The 20536-nt window shown below is 60.2% G+C and carries 20 protein-coding genes; 4 read left to right on the top strand and 16 right to left on the bottom strand.

Going from position 1 to position 20536, the window contains the following annotated elements:
* Nucleotides 1–11: 11 nt before the first annotated feature.
* The 4 genes from QZH45_RS04445 to QZH45_RS04430 are packed head-to-tail and all read right to left on the bottom strand — an operon-like array spanning nt 12 to nt 4062.
* The gene (locus tag QZH45_RS04445) at nt 12–1460 is read right to left on the bottom strand and encodes a D-aminoacylase (RefSeq protein WP_055136442.1); all 1449 of its coding nucleotides are present in this window, start codon (nt 1458–1460) and stop codon (nt 12–14) included.
* 1 nt (nt 1461) lies between these two features.
* On the bottom strand, nt 1462–2322 hold the full coding sequence (locus QZH45_RS04440; RefSeq protein WP_055135137.1) for a MurR/RpiR family transcriptional regulator: 861 nt from the start codon (nt 2320–2322) through the stop codon (nt 1462–1464).
* Nucleotides 2323–2349: 27 nt separating this feature from the next.
* Complete coding sequence (locus QZH45_RS04435; protein WP_024781095.1) at nt 2350–3699, bottom strand: gluconate:H+ symporter; 1350 nt, start codon at nt 3697–3699, stop codon at nt 2350–2352.
* Nucleotides 3700–3753: 54 nt separating this feature from the next.
* Entirely contained in the window at nt 3754–4062 is a 309-nt protein-coding gene (locus QZH45_RS04430; protein ID WP_147460440.1) for a hypothetical protein, read from the bottom strand.
* On the opposite strand from QZH45_RS04430, the gene QZH45_RS04425 reads away from it, so the two are divergent.
* Nucleotides 4061–5506 carry a SulP family inorganic anion transporter gene (locus QZH45_RS04425; RefSeq protein ID WP_024781094.1) on the top strand — a complete coding sequence of 482 codons (1446 nt, stop codon included), beginning with the start codon at nt 4061–4063 and terminating at the stop codon, nt 5504–5506. The two genes, QZH45_RS04430 and QZH45_RS04425, sit on opposite strands and share 2 nt — an antisense overlap.
* 164 nt (nt 5507–5670) lie before the next feature.
* Here QZH45_RS04425 and QZH45_RS04420 read toward each other — a convergent pair whose 3' ends face one another.
* From QZH45_RS04420 to QZH45_RS04410, 3 genes are all read right to left on the bottom strand, one after another.
* Nucleotides 5671–6564, bottom strand: a complete 894-nt coding sequence (locus tag QZH45_RS04420; protein WP_055136059.1) for an NAD-dependent epimerase/dehydratase family protein — start codon at nt 6562–6564, stop codon at nt 5671–5673.
* A 118-nt stretch (nt 6565–6682) separates the two neighbouring features.
* Nucleotides 6683–7588: a LysR family transcriptional regulator gene (locus QZH45_RS04415; protein WP_024781092.1), complete on the bottom strand. Its 906-nt coding sequence runs from the start codon at nt 7586–7588 to the stop codon at nt 6683–6685.
* Between the two features lie 48 nt (nt 7589–7636).
* Entirely contained in the window at nt 7637–8227 is a 591-nt protein-coding gene (locus QZH45_RS04410) for an NAD(P)H-dependent oxidoreductase (RefSeq protein ID WP_024781091.1), read from the bottom strand.
* A 198-nt stretch (nt 8228–8425) separates the two neighbouring features.
* Between QZH45_RS04410 and QZH45_RS04405 the strand changes: the two genes are divergently transcribed.
* The gene (locus QZH45_RS04405; RefSeq protein ID WP_024781090.1) at nt 8426–8737 is read left to right on the top strand and encodes a putative quinol monooxygenase; all 312 of its coding nucleotides are present in this window, start codon (nt 8426–8428) and stop codon (nt 8735–8737) included.
* Here QZH45_RS04405 and QZH45_RS04400 read toward each other — a convergent pair.
* A complete protein-coding gene (locus QZH45_RS04400) occupies nt 8727–9491 on the bottom strand; it encodes a sulfite exporter TauE/SafE family protein (protein ID WP_053194344.1) in 765 nt (254 codons plus the stop codon). The two genes, QZH45_RS04405 and QZH45_RS04400, sit on opposite strands and share 11 nt — an antisense overlap.
* Before the next feature lie 228 nt (nt 9492–9719).
* Between QZH45_RS04400 and QZH45_RS04395 the strand changes: the two genes are divergently transcribed.
* Together QZH45_RS04395 and QZH45_RS04390 are read left to right on the top strand one after the other, a co-directional pair.
* Complete coding sequence (locus tag QZH45_RS04395) at nt 9720–10604, top strand: LysR substrate-binding domain-containing protein (RefSeq protein WP_024781088.1); 885 nt, start codon at nt 9720–9722, stop codon at nt 10602–10604.
* Between the two features lie 100 nt (nt 10605–10704).
* Nucleotides 10705–11049 carry a cupin domain-containing protein gene (locus tag QZH45_RS04390; RefSeq protein WP_024781087.1) on the top strand — a complete coding sequence of 115 codons (345 nt, stop codon included), beginning with the start codon at nt 10705–10707 and terminating at the stop codon, nt 11047–11049.
* A gap of 71 nt (nt 11050–11120) precedes the next feature.
* Here the strand turns inward: QZH45_RS04390 and gntB are convergent, their stop codons facing one another.
* The 8 genes from gntB to QZH45_RS04350 form a co-directional block, all read right to left on the bottom strand.
* Nucleotides 11121–12107: a guanitoxin biosynthesis L-arginine gamma (S) hydroxylase gene (gene gntB / locus QZH45_RS04385; RefSeq protein WP_024781086.1), complete on the bottom strand. Its 987-nt coding sequence runs from the start codon at nt 12105–12107 to the stop codon at nt 11121–11123.
* A gap of 79 nt (nt 12108–12186) precedes the next feature.
* Entirely contained in the window at nt 12187–13302 is a 1116-nt protein-coding gene (locus QZH45_RS04380; RefSeq protein ID WP_024781085.1) for an aminotransferase class V-fold PLP-dependent enzyme, read from the bottom strand.
* The gene (locus tag QZH45_RS04375; protein ID WP_024781084.1) at nt 13299–14513 is read right to left on the bottom strand and encodes an MFS transporter; all 1215 of its coding nucleotides are present in this window, start codon (nt 14511–14513) and stop codon (nt 13299–13301) included. Before QZH45_RS04375 ends, QZH45_RS04380 begins: the two co-directional genes overlap by 4 nt.
* Nucleotides 14510–15814, bottom strand: coding sequence for a hypothetical protein (locus QZH45_RS04370; protein WP_055136060.1), 1305 nt, complete (start codon nt 15812–15814; stop codon nt 14510–14512). The genes QZH45_RS04375 and QZH45_RS04370 overlap by 4 nt, the downstream gene beginning before the upstream one ends.
* Nucleotides 15811–16905 (bottom strand): threonine aldolase family protein, encoded by a 1095-nt coding sequence (locus QZH45_RS04365; RefSeq protein WP_160321678.1) that lies wholly within the window; start codon nt 16903–16905, stop codon nt 15811–15813. Before QZH45_RS04365 ends, QZH45_RS04370 begins: the two co-directional genes overlap by 4 nt.
* The gene (locus QZH45_RS04360; RefSeq protein WP_055136061.1) at nt 16883–17845 is read right to left on the bottom strand and encodes a proline dehydrogenase family protein; all 963 of its coding nucleotides are present in this window, start codon (nt 17843–17845) and stop codon (nt 16883–16885) included. The genes QZH45_RS04365 and QZH45_RS04360 overlap by 23 nt, the downstream gene beginning before the upstream one ends.
* 243 nt (nt 17846–18088) lie before the next feature.
* Complete coding sequence (mmsB, locus tag QZH45_RS04355; RefSeq protein WP_055136062.1) at nt 18089–18976, bottom strand: 3-hydroxyisobutyrate dehydrogenase; 888 nt, start codon at nt 18974–18976, stop codon at nt 18089–18091.
* Between the two features lie 10 nt (nt 18977–18986).
* Nucleotides 18987–20513, bottom strand: coding sequence for a CoA-acylating methylmalonate-semialdehyde dehydrogenase (locus tag QZH45_RS04350; RefSeq protein WP_055136063.1), 1527 nt, complete (start codon nt 20511–20513; stop codon nt 18987–18989).
* Nucleotides 20514–20536 lie beyond the last annotated feature (23 nt).

Raw genomic sequence — 20536 nt, 5'->3', positions numbered from 1 at the left:
TTGCGCCTGATTCATGAACCAGCCTGTCCTGCTCTCGCCAGGAACCGCCCCTCCCTGCGTCCGTTCGCCTGCCCGTCGCTGTAGCTCAGAACGCCGTTGACCCACACCCCATCAATGCCTTCGGCAGCACGTTGCGGCTCTACGAAATCTGCAGCATCACGAATGGTATGCGGATTGAACAGCACCAGATCCGCCCAATGTCCTTCGCGAATTTCGCCGCGCTCTTTCAAGCCGAACCGTGCGGCGGAAAGACCGGTCATTTTGTGCACGGCGGTATGTAACGGAAAAAGTCCGACGTCACGACTGAAATGTCCCAACACCCGTGGGAAAGCGCCCCACAAGCGTGGATGAGGAAACGGGTCTTCGGGCAAGCCGTCGGAACCGATCATGGACAGCGGATGTGCGAGGATTCGTCTTACATCAGCTTCGTCCATGCCGTAGTACACCGCGCCAGCTGGTTGCAAGCGTCGCGCGGCTTCCAGCAACGGCACACCCCATTCGCAGGCAATGTCGATAAGGTCGCGACCGCTCATCGCCGGATGAGGCGTCGACCAGGTGATGGTGATGGGATGGGCATCGGTCACCTGCTTGAGATCCAGCGTCGAAGAGCTTGCCGCATAAGGGTAGCAGTCACAGCCGACCGGATGGTTTCTGGCAGCGCTTTCCAGCGCGGCGAGCACCTGCGGACTGCGTCCCCAATTACCGACGCCGGCACATTTGAGGTGAGAAATAATCACCGGGCTCTGTGCATGGCGTCCGATATGGAAGGCCTCGGCCATGGCCTCGAGTACCGGTTCGAATTCGCTGCGCAGGTGGGTGGTGTAGACCCCGCCGTACGCGCTCAACTCTTCGGTCAGTTGCATGACTTCATCAGTAGACGCTGAAAAAGCGTTGGCGTAAGCCAGGCCGGTAGACAAACCCAACGCACCGTCCTCCAGGCTTTCACGCAGTTGCTGACGCATGGCGGCGATTTCCCCTACGCTGGCTGTGCGCAACAAATCGTCCATGTGGTTACTGCGCAATGCCGTGTGGCCCACCAACGCGGCGACGTTGACCGCAGGGGCCGCTGCTTCAACCGCGCCACGATAATCGCTGAAGCGCGGGTAAACGAACGCCTGGGCGGTGCCGAGCAGGTTCATCGGGTCCGGCGGATCGCCCCGCAGGCGCACCGGTGAAGCACTGATGCCGCAGTTGCCGACGATCACCGTGGTGACACCCTGGCTGAGTTTGGGCAGCATTTGCGGTTGGCGGATGACCATTGTGTCGTCGTGGGTGTGCACGTCGATAAAACCCGGCGCCAGCACTCGCCCAGCAGCGTCAATGTCTGCAATCGCCCGGGCGGCGCCAAGGTCGCCGATGCGCTCGATACGCCCGGCACGAATCGCCAGATCGGCGGTGTAGCCGGGCGTGTCGCAGCCATCGATGACCAGCGCATTACGGATAAGGGTGTCGTACAGCATGTCAGTCTCCCAGCGGCAAGTCATCGTCGCCGCCGCGGTAGTCATCCAGGGCGAGCTTGACTCGCCGCAAACGCTCTTGATTGTCTTCAGGATTGGCCAAGGCGAGTTCGGTAGCGAGCACGTCGATAGCCAGCAGCATGCCGTAGCGCGCCGCCGTGGGCTTATAGATAAATGAGGTTTCGGCGCCTTGCAGGGGCAGCACGACATCGGCCAGTCGGGCCAGCGGGGAGTCGGCCCGGGTGATCGCCAGAATCGCCGCGCCGTAACTCCGAGCCAGTTCAACGGCACCGAGCAGTTCCGGGGTGATGCCGGTGAGCGAACAAGCAATGACCACATTTGCCTCGCTCAGCGAGGTGGCGGCGATGCGCATCATCACCGGGTCGCGGCACACGGCAATCGGATAGCCGAAACGCACCAGCCGCACCTGCAACTCTTCACTGCACAACGCCGACCAGCCACCGAGCCCGAACGCATGAATCATGCGCGCCTTGCCAAGCATCCGCACGGCATCGGCGAACCGCGTCTCCTCGAATGCCGACAGATGCTGACGCAATGTGGACTCGATATCGCCAACAATCTGCCCATAAAACGCCGACTGCTCGGGCGCGCCTGTCGGGTCGAGAAAGCGGCTGCCGACTCCGCTGGCCTGGGCCAGTTGCAGGCGCAGATCCCGCAAGTCGCGACAACCAACGGTGCGGGCGAAGCGCGATAGCGTGGCACTGCTGACTTCGGCGCGCCGGGCCAGGTCGTCCAGGCTGGCGGCGGCGGCAAATCCTACGTCGTCGAGCATCAGCCTGGCGATTCGTCCTTCGCCGGCGCTGAAGGAATCCTGACGAGCACGGATCTGGTAAAGGATATCCATGACGGCTCCTGTGTGATTGCGTTGTGCTCAGAGCAAACGCGCGAGCCCAAGGGTCAGGCCAAAGGCGACCAGGGAGATCAGCGTTTCCAGCACGGTCCAGGTCTTGAAGGTTTGGGCAACGGTCATGTTGAAATATTCCTTGATCAACCAGAAGCCGCCGTCGTTGACGTGGGAAAAGATAACCGACCCGGCCCCGGTTGCCAGCACCAGCAACTCGGGATGGGGATAGCCCAGGCCGATCGCCACGGGGGCGACGATGCCCGAGGCGGTCGTCATCGCCACCGTGGCGGAGCCGGTGGCGACGCGCATCAATGCGGCGAACAGCCAGCCCATGACCAGTGGCGACAGTTGGAATTCCTGGGCCAGCCCGACGATCTGTTGCGTGACCCCGGCGTCTACCAGGATCCGGTTCAAACCGCCACCAGCGCCCACCAGCAAGGTGATGCTGGCCGTGGGTGCCAGGCACTCGTTGGTGAACTTGAGGATCGACTCACGGTTGAAGCCCTGGGCGAGGCCGAGGGTCCAGAAGCTGAGGACGGTCGCCAGCAACAGTGCAATCACCGAGTTGCCGATGAACAGCAGGAACTGGTTGAAACCACTGCCCGGCGTAGAAATCAGGTTGGCCCAGCCACCGATCAGCATCAGGATCACCGGCAGCAGGATGGTCCCCAGGGTGATGCCGAAACCCGGCAGCCTGGCGCGGGGTTCGCGGTCGAGAAACTGTCGCTCCAGCGGGTTCTCTGCCGGCAACTGGATGCGTGGGACGATGAGCTTTGCGTACAGCGGACCTGCGATGATCGCGGTGGGAATGCCGATCAGGATCGCGTACAGCAAGGTCTGTCCCACCGAGGCCTGGAATGCCTGTACCGCCAGCATCGCCGCCGGATGCGGCGGCACCAGGGCATGGACCACCGAGAGCCCGGCGACCATCGGCAGCCCTACCATCAGGATCGACACGCCCACCCGTCGGGCGACGGTAAATGCGATGGGCACCAGCAGCACAAAGCCGACTTCGAAGAACAACGGCAGCCCGACCAGGAAGGCGATGCACACCATCGCCCAGTGGGCGTTTCGCTCTCCGAAGCGTTCGATCAGCGTCCGCGCCATCCGTTCCGCCCCGCCGGACTCGGCCATCATCTTGCCGAGCATCGTGCCCAAGGCCACCACCAGTGCAATGTGGCCCAGCGTCTTGCCCACACCGGCCTCATACGCCCCCACCACGCCCGACGGCGGCATCCCTGCCAACAGCGCGAGACCGATGGAGACCAAGGTGATCACAATGAACGGATTGAGTCGGTAGCGGGCGATCAGGACGATCAGCGCAATGATAGCGATGGCCGCGTAGACCAACAGCCAATAACCGAAAGCAGGTGCCATGCGGTACTCCTTGAACAGGGTCACGTCTATGAGTTGTGAAACTCATAAATCATTTCAAGGAGCAATCTTCAAATGCTTTGAAAATAACTTTCGTGCCTGGACAAGAAGTGTCGCTGACGGACATTGCGAAGCAGCCGCCATGAAAATCCACTGCAAAACTTTCATGCCTGTGGGAGCAAAGCTTGCTCGCGACAGCGGCAGACCCGCCAATGCCGTTGCTGACTGACTTGTCTGGATCGCGAGCAAGCTTTGCTCCCACAGGCCCACTGTTCCTACGCCCGACAATTGCGTACCATCCTTCTGCTTTTTGCACCACGTCCCCCGGCAGCCGACTCCCAACCGGCGCCCAGTCAGGTAAACCATGAAACCAGCACGCCTTCGCGCCGACGTCCTCGCCGGCCTCACTACTTCTTTTGCTTTGCTCCCCGAATGCATCGCCTTCGCCCTGGTGGCCCACCTCAACCCGCTGATGGGGCTGTATGGCGCTTTCATCATCTGCACCCTGACCGCACTGTTTGGCGGCCGGCCTGGCATGGTGTCGGGCGCGGCGGGGTCGATGGCGGTGGTGATCGTCGCGCTGGTGGTACAGCACGGCGTGCAGTACCTGCTGGCCACGGTGGTGCTGGGTGGGCTGATCATGGTGGCTTTCGGGCTGTTGCGGCTGGGCAAGCTGGTGCGCATGGTGCCGCACCCGGTGATGCTCGGCTTCGTCAACGGCCTGGCGATCGTCATTGCACTGGCCCAACTGGAGCATTTCAAGAGCGGAGGAGCGTGGCTCAGCGGCGCACCGTTGTACTGGATGGCGGGCCTGGTCGCGTTGACCATGGCGATTGTCTACCTGCTGCCACGCCTGACCCGTAGCGTGCCGCCGGCCCTGGTGGCGATTCTTGGCATCGGCCTGGTGGTCTACCTGCTCGGCCTGCCGACCCGTACGCTGGGGGACATGGCACACATCGCCGGCGGCTTGCCCGATTTTGCCCTGCCGGATATTCCCTGGAACCTGGAAACCCTGCGGATCGTGGCACCCTATGCGGTGATCATGGCGATGGTCGGTTTGCTGGAAACCCTGCTGACCCTGAACCTGACTGATGAAATCACTGAAAGCCGCGGTTATCCGGACCGCGAGTGCGTGGCGCTCGGCGCGGCCAATATCGCCTCCGGCCTGTTCGGCGGCATGGGCGGTTGCGCCATGATCGGCCAGACGGTGATCAACCTCAGCTCTGGCGGTCGCGGCCGGTTGTCCGGCGCGGTGGCCGGGGTGATGGTGTTGCTGTTCGTCTTGTTCCTCTCGCCGCTGATCGAGCGCATCCCGCTCGCTGCGCTGGTGGGCGTGATGTTCGTGGTGGCGCAGCAGACCTTTGCCTGGGCCTCGCTGCGGGTGATCAACAAGGTACCGGCGAATGATGTGCTGGTCATCATTGCCGTGACCGTCATCACCGTGTTTACCGACCTGGCCGTGGCAGTGCTGTGCGGCATCATCGTCGCGGCGCTCAACTTCGCCTGGCAACAGGCCCGGGAGCTCTACGCCGACACCCATCTGGAGGCCGACGGCAGCAAACTCTATCGCTTGCACGGCACACTGTTCTTCGCCTCGACCACGCCGTTTCTCAACCAGTTCGACCCGGCGAATGATCCGGTCCAGGTGACCCTGGACTGCCGTCACCTGAGCTTCGTCGACTACTCCGCCATCGCCGCGCTGAAGACCCTGCGCGAACGCTACAGCAAGGCCGGCAAGCACCTGCGGGTGTTCCACCTCTCGGAGCGCTGCAAGCAAATGCTCAAGCGTGCCGGCGTGCATCACGACTGAACATCCCCCTTTGCTCGCGAAGGCGGTGCATCAGCCAGCACAGGATTGCCTGGCCCGGCGCCTTCGCGAGCAAGCCCGTTCCCACAGGGGAATTGTGTTGGATCGGGATCTTGCGGTCGTGACCAAGCAACGGCGGGCTTGCTCGCGATAGCGGTGTATCAGCCTTACACCATCTCGTTGAGAATCCACTCCACCACCGACGTCCGCTTCGGCGCCCAGCCCAGCAGTTCGCGGGCATGCCGGCCTCGCACGCGGCTGTTGGAGCCCAGGCCGTAGTTGGCCATTTCATAGCCCCACTCGGCCTCGGCTTCGGCCAGCGGCCAGTCCTGCGGTTCGCCAAGGTTCAGTGCCCGGGCCATGGCCGTGGTCATATCGAGGAACGAGGCCTCGCCGCTTTCGACGAAGTAGAACGTGCCTGGCAGGTTGCGGGTCAGGGCAAGCAGGTACAACTCCACCACATCCTCGATGTGCACGTTGGACCAGATATTCCGCCCCGGTCCGACATGCCGCACCACTCCGCTTTTGCGCGCCTGCTTGAGCAAGCGCGGCAGTTGCACGCTGTCGCGCCTGACACCCAGGCTGTGGCCGTAGATCAAGGTATTGCAAATCACCGCCGAGTTCACGCCGTCCTTCGCCGCGCCAAGGACGAGGTTATCGATCGCGACGCGGGCAGCCTTGTCGACGGTAGGCTCCGGCAGGTTGTTCTCCTGGTAGACGTCAGCGCTGGCAAGACCACCCGAAGCATCGCCGACAATGCTCGAACCGCTGGTGTGCAGCAGGACCTTGTTCGAGCCCCTGAGCCCCTCGAGCAGCGCTTCGACCGCGCCACGATGGTCGCTGCTGGCGGCATTGATTACCGCATCGGCGGCACGGGCCTGTCCGGTCAGCAGCGCGCTGTCTTCGAGAGTGCCGATAAGCGGTTTGATACCCAGGGCAACGAGCTCCTTCGCCTGCTCGGCATTGCGTACCAGACCGATGACTCGATGTCCGGCCCGAACCAGACCGGTAGCAATGGAACCGCCGATAAAACCGGCAGCGCCGGTGACAAATACGTTCATGAAAAACTCCTTGGCAGGATCAGTGATGGAGCGAGTATCGAGGACTGCTACTTGGCGAAACAGTCCACATTGCCCAATTCACTCTTGCCTTGAAGTCACGAATTAGCCACCTAGGCCACTAGAGATCCCGCGAGGCGTATTCGGCGAGCTTGTCCTGAATGAAGTCCAGGAAGCACTGGATGCGCAACGCCAGTTGAGAGTTGCGGTAGTAGACCGCGTTGATCGGCTGGCGGTATCCGCTATTGGCCTCGGCCAGCAGCACCTTCAGTCGGCCGGCACGGATGTCGTCGCGGGTCATGAAGTCCGACAGGCAGGCGATGCCCTGCCCTTGCAGCGCCAGGTGGCGCACCGTTTCGCCACTGGACGCGCTGATGGCCGCCTGAATGGGCCAGCGGTCGCCGTGGAGATGGCGCAAGGGCCACTGGTTGAGGCCATCGTTCTGGGCAAACCCCAGCAATGCATGCTCCGCCAGTTCGGCGACGGTTGAAGGCGTACCGTGCTGTGTCAGATAAGCGGGGCTGGCCAGGATGTGCAACGGACTGCAGCCCAGGGGACGGGCATGCAACGTCGAATCGGTGAGGGCGCCGATGCGGATGGCGACGTCGGTGCTCTGCTCGAGCAAATCAATGATCAGGTCATTGGTGTTGAGCTCGAGCTGGATATCCGGGTAGAGCCTGCGGAACTCATCGATGTGCGGCACGATGGCATGCAGCATGAACGGCGACGCAGCGTTGATCCGCAACCGTCCTGAAGGCTTCTGCTGGCGGGAAGACAAGCGTTCCTCCAACGCTTCCAACTGGTCGAGAATGCTTTTGGCCTGCTCGAAGAAATACCGGCCCTCCTCGGTCAGGTCCATGCGCCGGGTGGTGCGATTGATCAGTGTGGTGTCGAGCTTGGCTTCCAGCCGGGACAACGTGCGGCTGACCGCCGAGGGTGTCTGCCCGACCTGCTCGGCGGCGGCGGAGATCGACCCACACTCGATCACACAGACGAAGATCTGCAACTCGTCGGATCTGGCTTTCACAAACGTCCTCTCATGGAATGCACAGTCAATGTGGCGAGAGTAGCCGGATTACCGCGAAAGGCCGAACACCTCGATCAAATGCTGTTCATAGCGCGCCACATCGGCTTCGACGTTCGGGCGTTTCATCACGTCCACGCACAGGAAGGTCGGCAAGCCGGTCATGCCCAGGAACTGGTTGGCCTTGTGGAACGGGAAGTACACCGCGTCCACGCCCTTGCCTTCGAAGAAGTCGGTCGGATCATCGAAGGCCTGCTGTGGGGCGTTCCAGGTCAGCGACAACATGTATTGCTTGCCCTGAATCAGGCCACCGCTACCGTACTTCTGCGAGGCATCGGAGCGGGTGCGGCCGTCACTGGCGTAGAGACTGCCATGACCTTCGGTAAACACTTCGTCGACGTACTTCTTCACGGTCCATGGCGCGCCCATCCACCAGCCTGGCATCTGATAGATGACGACATCGGCCCAGAGAAATTTGGCGACCTCTTCCTTGATATCGTAGCCGCCGTCGATGAAGGTGCTTTTGACGTCCAGGCCACCACGGTCCAGCACACTGAGGGCCGTGTCGTGGAGGGTCGCGTTATAGCGGCCATCGGAATGAGCAAACTGTTTACCACCGTTGAGCAACAGGACTTTTTTCATGGGAGCCTCATCAGGTTCCACAGCGAGCACCGTCGAAGGGCTGCCGAATGGAAAGGTTGGAAATGATGGGGCGCAGACTACCGATGAGCCTCGCGCGGAGTAAGCGCTGCAGCGGCAAAACTGATTTGATTCATACGCACGAATCAGCACCCGATTGTTGCCGTAGAATTCAGTTCACGTCCATTCAGGAGACACGCGATGAGCGAACTGCACGGTTTCATCCTCCACGCCAAAACCCGCCCGGAAAAAGCCGAAGCCTTCGAAGCACTGTTTCGTGCCTACGTCGAACCGAGTCGCGCCGAACCGGGCTGCATCGAATACCACATGCTGCGGGACCAACAGGATCCGACACTGTTTATCTTCTATGAAATCTGGCAATCCCAGGCCCACCTGGACGTGCATTCGAATCTGCCGCACATGAAGCAGTTCTTTGAGCACCGCATGGATTACCTGGAGCGCGATTTCGAGATCCGTCGTGTCGAGATGCTGAGTCCATCGTCTAGCCACTGATCAGCATGTGAGCGCCGAGCCCGCCAAGGGCAATGAAGAACACCCGCCGAAACAGCTCGGCGCTGATCCGCCGGCGCAACCACTGCCCCAGCCACATCCCCAGCAGCGCCGGTACCAGCGCCAGCAGCGACGCGCTCAGCTCTCCCCCACCCAGGGCACCGCGCCACCACAGGCCGGCCGCCAGGGCCAACGTCGACACCGTGAAGGACAGACCCAGGGCCTGCACCAGCTCGTCCTTGCTCAAGCCCAGTGCTTGCAGATAAGGCACCGCCGGAATGACAAACACACCCGTGGCAGACGTGATGACGCCGGTCAGCAGCCCGCAGAACGGCGCCAGCCACAACTCAACGCTTCCACCTACCCGTAGCGCCGGCAGCGCCAGCCCACTCAGGGCATACACTAATAATGCCCCTCCCAAGGCCCGCACCACCCAGGGGCCGCCCGCCATGCCGATCCACAAGGTCCCGAGACCGGTGCCGATGGAAATCGCCAACAACAGCAGCCACAAGCGCCGGATCAAGGTACGCAAGTGACCGCCGAAAGCCAGCTGCCAAAGATTGGTCAAAGTGGCCGGGATGATGAGCAATGCGGCAGCCTGCATCGGTGCCATAGCCAGACCGAGCACCCCCATGGAAATGGTCGGCAGGCCGAGGCCGATCACCCCTTTGATCGTGCCGGCCAGCAGGAAGGTGATGACGATCAACAGCGATAGCGCCGGGCCCAGGTTCTGATAGAAAGCGATGAAGGTGTCCATGGGGCTATCCTGGGCCCAGGCGGGTTGTTTGGAAATCTGCCATATACTGAGGCAGCCTCTTGCTCAACAAGAGGCTGAAGACTTTAGTGGTGCTACTGGCCCCTTCGCGAGCAGGCTCGCTCCCACAGGGTGAACACAAATCTTGTGCTCACACCGATCACTGTGGGAGCGAGCCTGCTCGCGATGGCAATCCATCAGACACCACAAAACCCGGCACAGGATCCCCCCATGCACTTCGACCTCACCGACCTGCGCCTCTATGTGAACATCCTCGACACCGGCAACATCACCGCCGGAGCAGCCCGCAGCCATTTGTCCCTGGCGGCGGCGAGTGCGCGGGTCCGTGCCATGGAAGCGTCTTTGGGCACCGAATTGCTCGCACGCGGGCGGCGTGGCGTAACGCCCACACCGGCCGGCAAGGCCATGGCGCAGCATGCCCGGGTATTGCTGCAACACGCGGAGCACCTGCAACAGGATCTGGCCGAGTATGCCAAGGGCGTCAAAGGCCGGGTACGGTTGCTGTGCAACACCAGCGCCATGAGCGAACACTTGCCCGAGTTGCTGGCCACCTTCCTCAAGGACCACCCCAATCTCGACATCGACCTGCAAGAGCTCCCCAGCTCACGCATCACCCATGCCTTGCGCCAGGGTGCGGCAGACCTGGGTGTCGTGTCCGACGCAGTCGACACCGATGACCTTCAGACCCGGCCCTTTCGCAACGATCCGCTGGTATTGATCCTACCGTCCGGGCATCCATTGGCCGACGGCCGAGCAGTCAGTTTCAGCGAGACCCTCGTTCATGATTATGTCGGGCTGAACGCCACCAACGCCCTGGCGGTGTATCTCGAGGAGCAGGCCCTGCACACCGGGCTGCGCATGCGGATCCGCATTCGCGCTGACGGTTTCGATGGAGTGATTCGCATGGTGGCCCATGGCGCAGGTATCGCCATCGTGCCAAAGGCCACTATTGAACGCCGCCCTGCCGAGCCATCGTATCGATGCGTGCCGCTGCACGAGGCTTGGGCACAACGGGCCCTGTTGTTGGCGGCGTGCAATTTCGAGGCGTTGCCGGCCTATGCCAAGGCTCTCGCCGTGCATCTGTCCGAGCATTGATTTGCGTTTCTGGGTAGCCCGATGTCGAGCACAGACAACTGGAGGACCGCAGACGTCTATAGGGTGCCTCTTCAGATTACGTCCAATGCCCGGAGTCCACATGACCGCACCTATCACCGTTCTGCGCGATACCCATCCGCTGCCCGTACTCGATGCCTGCAAATGGGAGAAGCTCGAAGGCGACCCGCATACCGTCAACCTCAACGCTTACACCAGCGAAGATGGCAGCAAGATCATGGGCACCTGGATCTGCACGCCGGGCAAATGGTACGTGGAATACGTGAAGTGGGAATACTGCCACTTCCAGGAAGGCTACTGCATCATCACGCCGGAAGGCATGGAACCCATCCATCTGCGGGCCGGTGACATCTTTGTCATCGAGCCTGGGATGAAAGGCACCTGGGAAGTGGTTGAAACCGTGCGCAAATACTTCGTCTTCGCCTGACGCGGTCCGATACATCCGCGGCCGATGCGCTGTGCTCGCCCGGTGCGAACACAGCGCAGTGCCGCAACGCGCTATACCGTGACGTTGATGGCGCTGATTTTGCCGCTTCGATACGCCTCGAGTATCTGATGGATGCTGGACCGGGCCCCCTCCCTCGCCGTAAAAATCCCGCCACAGCCGTGGTTCGCCGCAGCGTAACTCTCATCGTCCATCAAGATCCGGTGTGCCTGCTTCAGGTTCCAGAACGGAACCCCGGCAAACAAATGGTGCGTCAGATGATAGTTATCGCCATGCATGCCAATGAACAATCTTTCGGGCAGGGTCGGGAAGCGATTGCGCGTCAGATTCACCTCCTCCTTGTAGACCCCGAACATGCCAAAGTGCTCGGAAATCTCGGAGAACCAACCGATCACCTGGAAGGCTGTGAAGTATGGAATCAGCCAGAACAGGACATAGCCCCATGGACCGACGAAATAGCTCAACAGCAGCAGGATGACCCCATGCACTGCCAGAAGCTTCACGCCCTGTAGCGGGTTGGCGAGGATGTCACCGGCACGATTCTTTACCAGGTAGAGAAAATACTTGTAGGTGTTGACCAGCGTCACGCTCCTGAACAGATGCCGGGACAGGAAATCCAGTCGATCCTGCGCCTCATACAGACCTGACTCGATGTAGAAGCGATGGTCGGGATCCTTGTCCTGATCACCCAGATGGTGGTGATGCATCTGCACATGGGAACGACGGTACGCTTCGAAGTTCTGGAAGATGGGATAAGCCAGCAAATATTCGCCGACCCACTTGTTGAGCATTTTGCTCCTGGCCAGGGTCATGTGCGCCGCTTCGTGCAAAAGCGACGCGAGAGCCCGCTGTCGAGAGCCAATGAACAGCAGCGCCAGCGGATACAGAAAGTTATAGCGATGGCTCAGGTACACAGCCGCGGCAATGACGATCAAGTCCGCGCCAAGGGCAACCAGCCAGTGCCAGTTATCCTTGTGATACAGGGGGCGCAAGCGTTGCCTGAGTTCAGTTGAAGGATTAAACCTGGTCATATCGTTCATCAGAATTCCCTTTCTTGATTCAACGTGATCACTGCAGACATCCACGGTTCTTGCGTGAAGTTTCGTACCCTGCGCCGGGTTATATCTGCCCCAGCAAAGAGATGAATTCATCAGCCTCACGAACGCTGTTCCGCGCATTGATGGAGATTCGCACGAAGCGCTCATGCCCCTGCTTCAACATGAAGTACGGCGTATGGGAGGCATACCCCGGCCAACTGTTGATTCCTCGGGCGCGCAGATAGCCGACAACTTCCGTCGCCGCATAGCGGGCATGAGTAAACGCGATGATTCCTTGATGATGCGTACCCGGCGCAATCAAGTGGACGTCGGGCATCCGGGCCATACGCTGGAAAAGAGTCCGGTAGAGCTCGGACTCTTCACCGTAGGCACTCGACAAGCGTTCCTTGATCGCCTGGTTCAAGCCCACCACTGCCGCGTTGTTGCGTTCGGCAAACTCGAAACCACGGGCATCATCGACACGCCGATGGACCACGCCGGATTGATCGACGCTGGCCCGGCCCAGATCGGTAAAACGCGGTTGCGCAGAGGCCAGGAAGCGCTCGGAAAGATAGGCGAATCCGGTACCTCTCGGTCCACAGAGGAACTTCCTGCCGGCAGCCGTCAGTACATCGCAGCCAATGGCCTGCACATCCAGCGCGAGCATGCCTGCCGACTGACAGGCATCGACAAAGTACAGGCAAGGGTAATCGCGCAAAATGTTACCCACCGCGACGATGTCATTGACGATGCCGCAGCAGGAAGGCACATGGACGAGCGAGACCAGCTTGACCTCAACGCTCATGTGCCGGGCCAACCATTGCAGGTCCAGGTTGCCATCGGCCAGCAGCGGTATCACTTCGACCACCAGCCCGTGCAGGCGCTGCAATGTGGACAGAGCAATCAAGTTGCCGGCGTATTCGTAAGGCGTAACCAGGACCCGTGCGCCCTCGGTCCAGGTCAGTGATTCCAGCGCCGTCACCCAGGCCTTTGTCGCCCCATCGAACAGTGCAATGTTGCGCGCATCGGCGCCCAGCAACCGGGCGATGTTCTCATAGACCTCGACGTCCAGTACGGTCGAATGATTCAGTTCGGTCTCATAGGCGCCCAACTCGAACTCTGCCTGCAGATAATGCTGCATCTGACTCAGCGTCTCGCTGGACATGAGCCCCGAACCGGCAGTGTTGAAATGAATCATGAATGTCCCCCGCGCCTGGAGCCCAGGAAATAGAACAGGCTGGCCGCGACCACACACAGCGACAGGACGTAGAACATGGTCTGGGGCGCATACAACGACAACACCGCCCCACACAGTACAGGCCCCAGCGCCGCCCCCAGGTTCGACAGGTTCTGTGCGCCGTAATACACGCCCCGCATGTCTTCCGGCGCGATGTAGTCAATGAACAGGTACTCCGCCGGGATAATGATGATCTCCCCCACGGTGAAAATGATCATGGCCACCACCCAGACCACCCAGCCCTGTGCATAAGCGAAACCCAGGAGGCCGGTGATGAAGAACAACATGCCCAGCAGCAACATGCGGAACAGGTTGTTCTGATGAATCCTGGAGCCGATCAGGTATTGCAGGCCGATGACCACGCAAGCGTTGGTGGTGACCAGATAATTGATGATCCGGTAGGTGTTTTCCGGGTCGCTGGTCACGATCAGATATTGCGAGAGATAGGCGGTGAACTGTCCGAACACGATCGCACTGAGAACGCCGCCGATCGTAAAGCAGACCAGCCGGTAATTGCGCCCCAGATGAACCAGTACACGAGCGAAGTCATTGTTCGGACGCTCCGTGCTTGCTCCCTGGGGGAGCCGCTCGCCCAACACGCTGTACAGCCCCACGAACACCACGCCGATCATCGCCGAAACCGCAAAGGGCAGGCCGGGACTTATCTTGGCGAACAACACGCCCAAGAACGGACCGATGGCGTAACCGACATTGGTCAGCGTGTATTTCATGGAAAACACGCTTCCCCGTTTATCGACGATCACCAGGAAACCTATGCCTGACTTCACGGCGATATCGATCACTGCATAGGACAGGTTCACTACTACGATGGCGATGATGAACGGCACCAGGCTGGCAACCTGGTAGGCCACGGCAAATGCCAGGGCAAACAGGGTGGCCGCACCGAGCAGGATCCGATAGTTGGAAAACCTGTCCACCAGAAAGCCGCCATAGACGCCCAACAGGGAGCTGACGATCAGCGCGCCGCCGACCACAAGGCCGATATCCGTGACACCCAGGCCGAACACCTGGGAGCAGTAGACAACCAGATAAGGCAGCGCCAGCGCCCGGGCGACGGTCAGGATAAATGTCGCTGACAGCAGCAGAATCACAGGCCTTGTATAGACCTTGGCCCCATCCTGCACGGCCAGCTCCCCCGAGACGTCGTTCATGCCAGCATGGCCCTGTAGACGCCGGGCTCATCCTCACGCAGCAACTCGATGCTTTTCTGGATGGCGGCGCGATCATGACCGAGGATGAACACGTGGCCCGGGCAGTTCTCCAGGGAAACGGTTTCCTTGAGCATGCCCTCATCCTGAATCTTGATGCTGTGCACCCCGGGGATCGCTTTCCATCGCGCCAGCTCAGGCGCCCGCTTGATCTGGCCGCCCTGCCGGGCGATCAGAAACACGCAGCTTGAATGGAAGTAGAGTCGGGTTCTCGGCCGCTGGCGGTAGTCGAGAAATGCCTGGGGATTGATCAGAGAGTCGATCCACAGGCTCAACTGGTTATGCCCCAGGGCCCGGGTATAAGCCGACAGATCGATACCACCCGGCATGCGTGCCGCGGTTTCAAGCAGTACCGGCTCATCATCGACAATCATCAGCTCGCTGTGACCAACCCCTTGCCGAATACCGAGCGCGTCAAGTACGGAAAAAATGTAATGCGACAGACGAGCATAGACATCGGCATTGTCCACCGGGCACATCAACTGGTTGTAGTCATGCACCGGCGAATCGCCAATCCGCGTGCGATAGACACGGATGATCTCGCTGACATAGTGCTGGCCGTCGACACTCACGGTGTTGACGCAATATTCGATATCCACATCGCTGGACTTGCTCGCCGACAGTTCCGTCCTGAAGTCCGAGTTATCCAGGTACTGCTGAACCAGCACTTCGTCGTTGCTTTCGAGAAAAAGGTTCCGGCTCGACTTGATCGCCTCGAATGCCCCCTCGACCTCGCTCTCACGGGTGCAGATATGGATATTGTCGGAGCCGGCGCTCTTGATCGGCTTCAACACCACGGGCAGGATTGCGTGTTCTTTTACCCACTCCTGAATGGCCGCCAGGGACCCCGATTTGAAATGCCTGATCGACCGTACACCGGCCTGCTGCAACGCTTCATGCATTTCGAACTTGTCGCGCCAGCGAATGGCATGGCGTGGATCATTGCGGCGCGTGACGTCGAACAACTCGGCCAGGTGAGCGGCCAGCTCAACCCCGAACTCGCAGCCGGCCAGCACGAACTGGACCGAATAGTCGGACAAGGCCTGGCGCAACTCGGCATCCGAGCTGTAGAGAATGTCTTCGATAAAATCGGCGGGACGAAACCAGGGCTTGTAGAACTCGTTGACGTTGGCGGTCGAACGCAGATGCACGCAGTCCAATCCACGGGAGATGAATGCTGGCGCGATCAGGCTGCCGATCGAATAGGCATCGACGATCAGGACGACATTTTTCTTGTAGATCACTTGATCGTCTCCCCGGCCTGGCTGAGCGCACGGACGGCGTCCTTGATGATACCGGCGGCTTTGTGGATATCGTCGCGGGTAATGTTGATATGCGGCATGAAGCGCATTTCCCTGGCGTTATAAGGCAGCCCACCTACGCCTTGCTTGCGCAGGTAGCCCGCGAACTGCACCGGCGGGATTTCCAGCGAGGCAATATCCAGGGTGACCATGTTGGTGCCCTTATAGCGAGCGGGCGCTTCGTCGATGTCGTTGAGCAGTTGGTGCAGCAGCGCCGCATGCTCATGGTCTTCGGCCAGGCGCTCGACATGATTGTGCATCGCGTAAAGCCCGGCGGCCGCCATCATGCCGGCCTGATGCAAGTCGCCGCCGAACCATTTCCGGTACTTCTTGGCTCGCTGTATCAGTTCCCCGGTCCCCACCATGATCGAACCGATCGGCGCGCCCAATCCCTTGGACAGGCACATCGACAGGAGATCGGCGTTGTCGGTATACGACGTCACGTCAATGCCGGACGCGATGGACGCATGGAGAATGCGCGCGCCATCCAGGTAACGGTAGGCACCGATATCCTGGGCATAGGCAAAGACATCGTTCATTTGCTGCAAAGGAAAGATGGCGCCGCCTTTGCACCCGAGCGTGTTCTCGATCACCACCACCCGAGGCAGCGCGTAATTCTGGCTCCAACGGCATTTGGAGGCGTGAAGTTTTTCCAGGTCACTGACCGTGAACAACCCGCTGTCATGGGTTGAAAGCGAAAAATTGACCCCGGAAAAAGCCGAGGTCGAGGCGGACTCATAGAAATTGATATGGTAGGAAGCGTCCAGGAATATTTCGTCGCCCGGGTTCGTCATGGCCTTGATAGCCAACTGGTTACTCAACGTGCCGCCAGAAGTAAACAGCGCCGCTTCCTTCTGGAAATATTGCGCACAGTATTCTTCCAATGCACGCACAGTCGGGTCTTCACCGAAGCAGTCATCACCCACTTCAGCCTGATAAATGGCCTTGCGCATGCCTTCCGTTGGCTTGGTTACCGTATCGCTTCTGAGATCGATAAACATAAATGCTCCGTTAATAACCTGCGCCAAAGACAATGCGAGAAGGATCGTAGAAGTCGGCCAGGGCCTCGAGGACATTGACAGGCGACTCCGCCAGGCGATGCAGGAAATGCAGATACCAGCTATCGCCGTAGACCGCCGCGATACGACAGGCCAGTCCTGCATCCCTGGCTTTGCGCAACACCTCGGGTTGCACGCCGTGGAGCATTTCCAGCTCCTCGATGCGGGTGTGGAAGCCCTCCTCGAAGAGGCGCTTGATCAGGTTGGGATCTTGCGTTGCGCAACTGACCGGAACCCCGGCGTCGAGGATATCGGCCAGCAGGTTCAAATAACGCTCATCAAGTTCAGCGCCCCGGGGAAGCGCAACTTCGGGTGCTTCGTTATAAACGCCCTTAACCAGCCTGATCTTGCGGCCATAACGGATGAGGGCGGGTAAATCATTCACGGTTCTATGCAAGTGTGCCTGCACGGTGAGACCGATATTGGAATGATCGGGGGCCAACTTGGAATACACTTCGAGGATCTTATCGACCGCCGAAGAGTGCTCCATGCTGATCATCACGGGAATATTATGCTCCGCTGCGGCGGACAAGATGGCGGTGGCGTTGCGATAAGCAGTTTCCTGGGATATCAGCATCCCTACTGCACTTAAATCGAAACCTAACTGGGGAGTTAATCCGGCCTTAGCGAAAGCCTGAATGGACGTCAGGTATTCATCGACAAAAGACTGTACGACGCGCGGGTCATGGTTTTCTTCGCCGACATATTCGACACCGAGTCGGTAACCCTTGTCGCAGAGCAGTTGCAGCTTGCGGGGAAGGCCTTCCAGGCTCGACGAGACTATATAACGCTGAGCAGCTCGCTCGAATAACCTGAAGAACAACGCGTCTTTATTGAAAGCGTCTCGGCACTCTTGATTCAACGCCAACTTTTTAAGGCCGGCAGAGATTAGTACGCATGTTTCCTGCGAAGGCATGGGTATCGCTCCTTGATATGTGTCGCTCGTCCTGAGCGCCGAGTATTGTGCAATGCTTTATTTCTGTCAACACTCCATAAACACAATAAACCGGCTTAATTCGCTAGAGTTCCATGGGTATGAAACACAGGAATAACCAGGACACTTGCACATTAAACAGGGTTTATTACAGCTTCAATAAACCCGCACAGCATTTGTGGCGAGGGAACTCATTTCCTCGCCACAAATGCTGCACTCACGCGCTTACTGTGGTTTGCGATAGCTGTTGACGATGGCCGAGAAATCCTTGCCACCCTCGCCCCTCTGGCTCATCGCCTGGTACAACTGCTGCGCCACCGCGCCCAGCACCACCGGCTGATGAACCTGTCTTGCAGCTTCGGTGGCCAGACCCAGGTCCTTGAGCATCAGGTCGGCACCGAAACCTCCGGTGTAGCCACGGGAGGCCGGCGCCGTTTCGATCACACCCGGCCATGGGTTGTACGTATCCGAACTCCAGCAACGCCCCGTGGAACTGTTAATGATGCCGGCCAGCACCTGGGTGTCGATCCCCAAGGCATCACCCAGGGCCATGGCCTCGCTGACGCCCACCATCGATATTCCCAGTAGCAGGTTGTTACAAATCTTGGCGATCTGGCCGGTGCCGACTTCGCCGCAATGGACGATGTTACGTCCCATCTGCGCCAACACCGGTTGCAAGGTGGCGAACAGCTCGGCGGAGGCACCGACCATGAAGGTCAACGTGCCGGCCGCCGCGCCGCCAGTGCCACCCGAGACCGGCGCATCGGCCATCGCCACGCCTTGTCTGGCGGCAGCGGCGGCCACGTCGCGGGCGGTCTGCGGGTCGATGGTGCTGCAATCGACCGCTGGTGTACCGGCGGCAATGCCGGCCAGCACACCGTCGTCACCCAGCCAGACACTGCGCACATGGGCGGCGGCCGGCAGCATGGTGATCACCAGCGCCGAGCCTTGGGCGGCATCGCGAGGCGAGGCGCTGACAGTGCCGCCCAATGCCGCGAGTTCGGCCAGCACGGTCTGGTTCAGGTCGAACAGGTTCAGCGAGTGGCCGGCCTTGAGCAGGTTGCGCGCCATGGGCGCGCCCATGTTGCCCAGACCGATAAATGCGATGTTCATGTCCGACTCCTTAGCGCAGGTTGATGGTGGTGTTCACACCGTCGTTGACGCTGTCATCATCGAACCAGCGTGCGGTAACGGTCTTGGTCTGAGTGTAGAACTGCACCACCTGTTTGCCGTATGGGCCAAGGTCACCGAGTTTCGAACCACGGGAGCCGGTGAAGCTGAAAAACGGAACCGGCACTGGAATCGGGATGTTGATCCCCACCTGACCGACGTCGATTTCACTCTGGAACTTGCGTGCCGCCGCGCCGCTCTGGGTGAACAGGCCTGTGCCGTTGCCGAACGGATTGGTATTGACCAGGGCAATCGCCTCGTCGAGGGTGTCGACTTCCAGCACCACCAGCACCGGCCCGAAAATCTCTTCGGTATAGATACGCATGTCGGTGGTCACGCCGGAAAACAGGGTCGGCCCGACAAAGTTACCCTGTTCGAAACCTGGCACGCTGACACCACGGCCATCGAGTTCCAGCTTCGCCCCCTGCTGCACGCCGCTCTCGATCAGTTCGAGGATCCGTGCCTTGGCCCGCTTGGAAATCACCGGACCGATGTCCGTGCCCGGCTCACTCCCGGCGTTGACCTTGAGCTTCTGCGCCAGCGCTTTCAGCTCCGGCAGCCATTGCCTGGCCGCGCCCACCATCACCACCACGGAGGTCGCCATGCAACGCTGGCCCGCCGCGCCGAAGCCGGCCCCCACCAGGGCATTGAGGGTTTGCTCGCGGTTGGCATCAGGCAGCACCACCGCGTGGTTCTTGGCGCCCATCATCGACTGCACGCGCTTGCCGTGACGCCCCGCCAGGTCATACACGTGGGTGCCGACCGCCGTCGAACCGACAAACGAAACCGCCTTGATGTCCTTGTGAGTGCAGAGTGCATCCACCACGTCCTTGCCGCCATGCACCACGTTGAGCACGCCTGCCGGCACACCGGCTTCAACCGCCAGCTCAACCAGCAACATGGTCGACAGCGGATCCTGTTCCGATGGTTTCAGGACGAAGGTGTTGCCGCAGACGATGGCCATCGGAAACATCCACAGCGGAATCATCGCCGGAAAGTTGAACGGGGTGATGCCCGCACAGACACCGATCGGCTGGCGCAGCGTATAGGTGTCAACGCCACCGGCGACGTTCTCGGCAAACTCGCCCATCTGCAAGGTGCCGATGGAGCAGGCGTGCTCGACCACTTCCAGGCCACGGAAAATATCGCCTTCGGCGTCCGCGAGGGTCTTGCCCTGCTCGGCGCTGAGGACGGCGGCAATGCGTTTGGAATGTTCGCGGATCAACGCCTGGAGCTTGAGCATGATGCGCATCCGCGCACCGATGGGCGTCAGCTTCCAGGTCTGGAAGGCACGCTGGGCAGCAGCAATGGCGGCATCGACTTCCGATGCGGTGGCAAACGGGACTTTCGCCAGCACTTGCTGGGTGGCCGGGTTGACGATGTCGTGCCATTCGCTGGAACGGGATTCGACCCATTCGCCGTCGATCAACAGCTTGACGGTCTGCAGGGTGGTATCACTGGACGTGAGGGAAACGTTCATGCTGGCCTCCGGGATTGTTCTTA

It is taken from the genome of Pseudomonas corrugata, from assembly GCF_050920615.1.
Taxonomy (GTDB): domain Bacteria; phylum Pseudomonadota; class Gammaproteobacteria; order Pseudomonadales; family Pseudomonadaceae; genus Aquipseudomonas; species Aquipseudomonas corrugata.
This window is presented reverse-complemented; position numbering and strand designations above follow the sequence as displayed.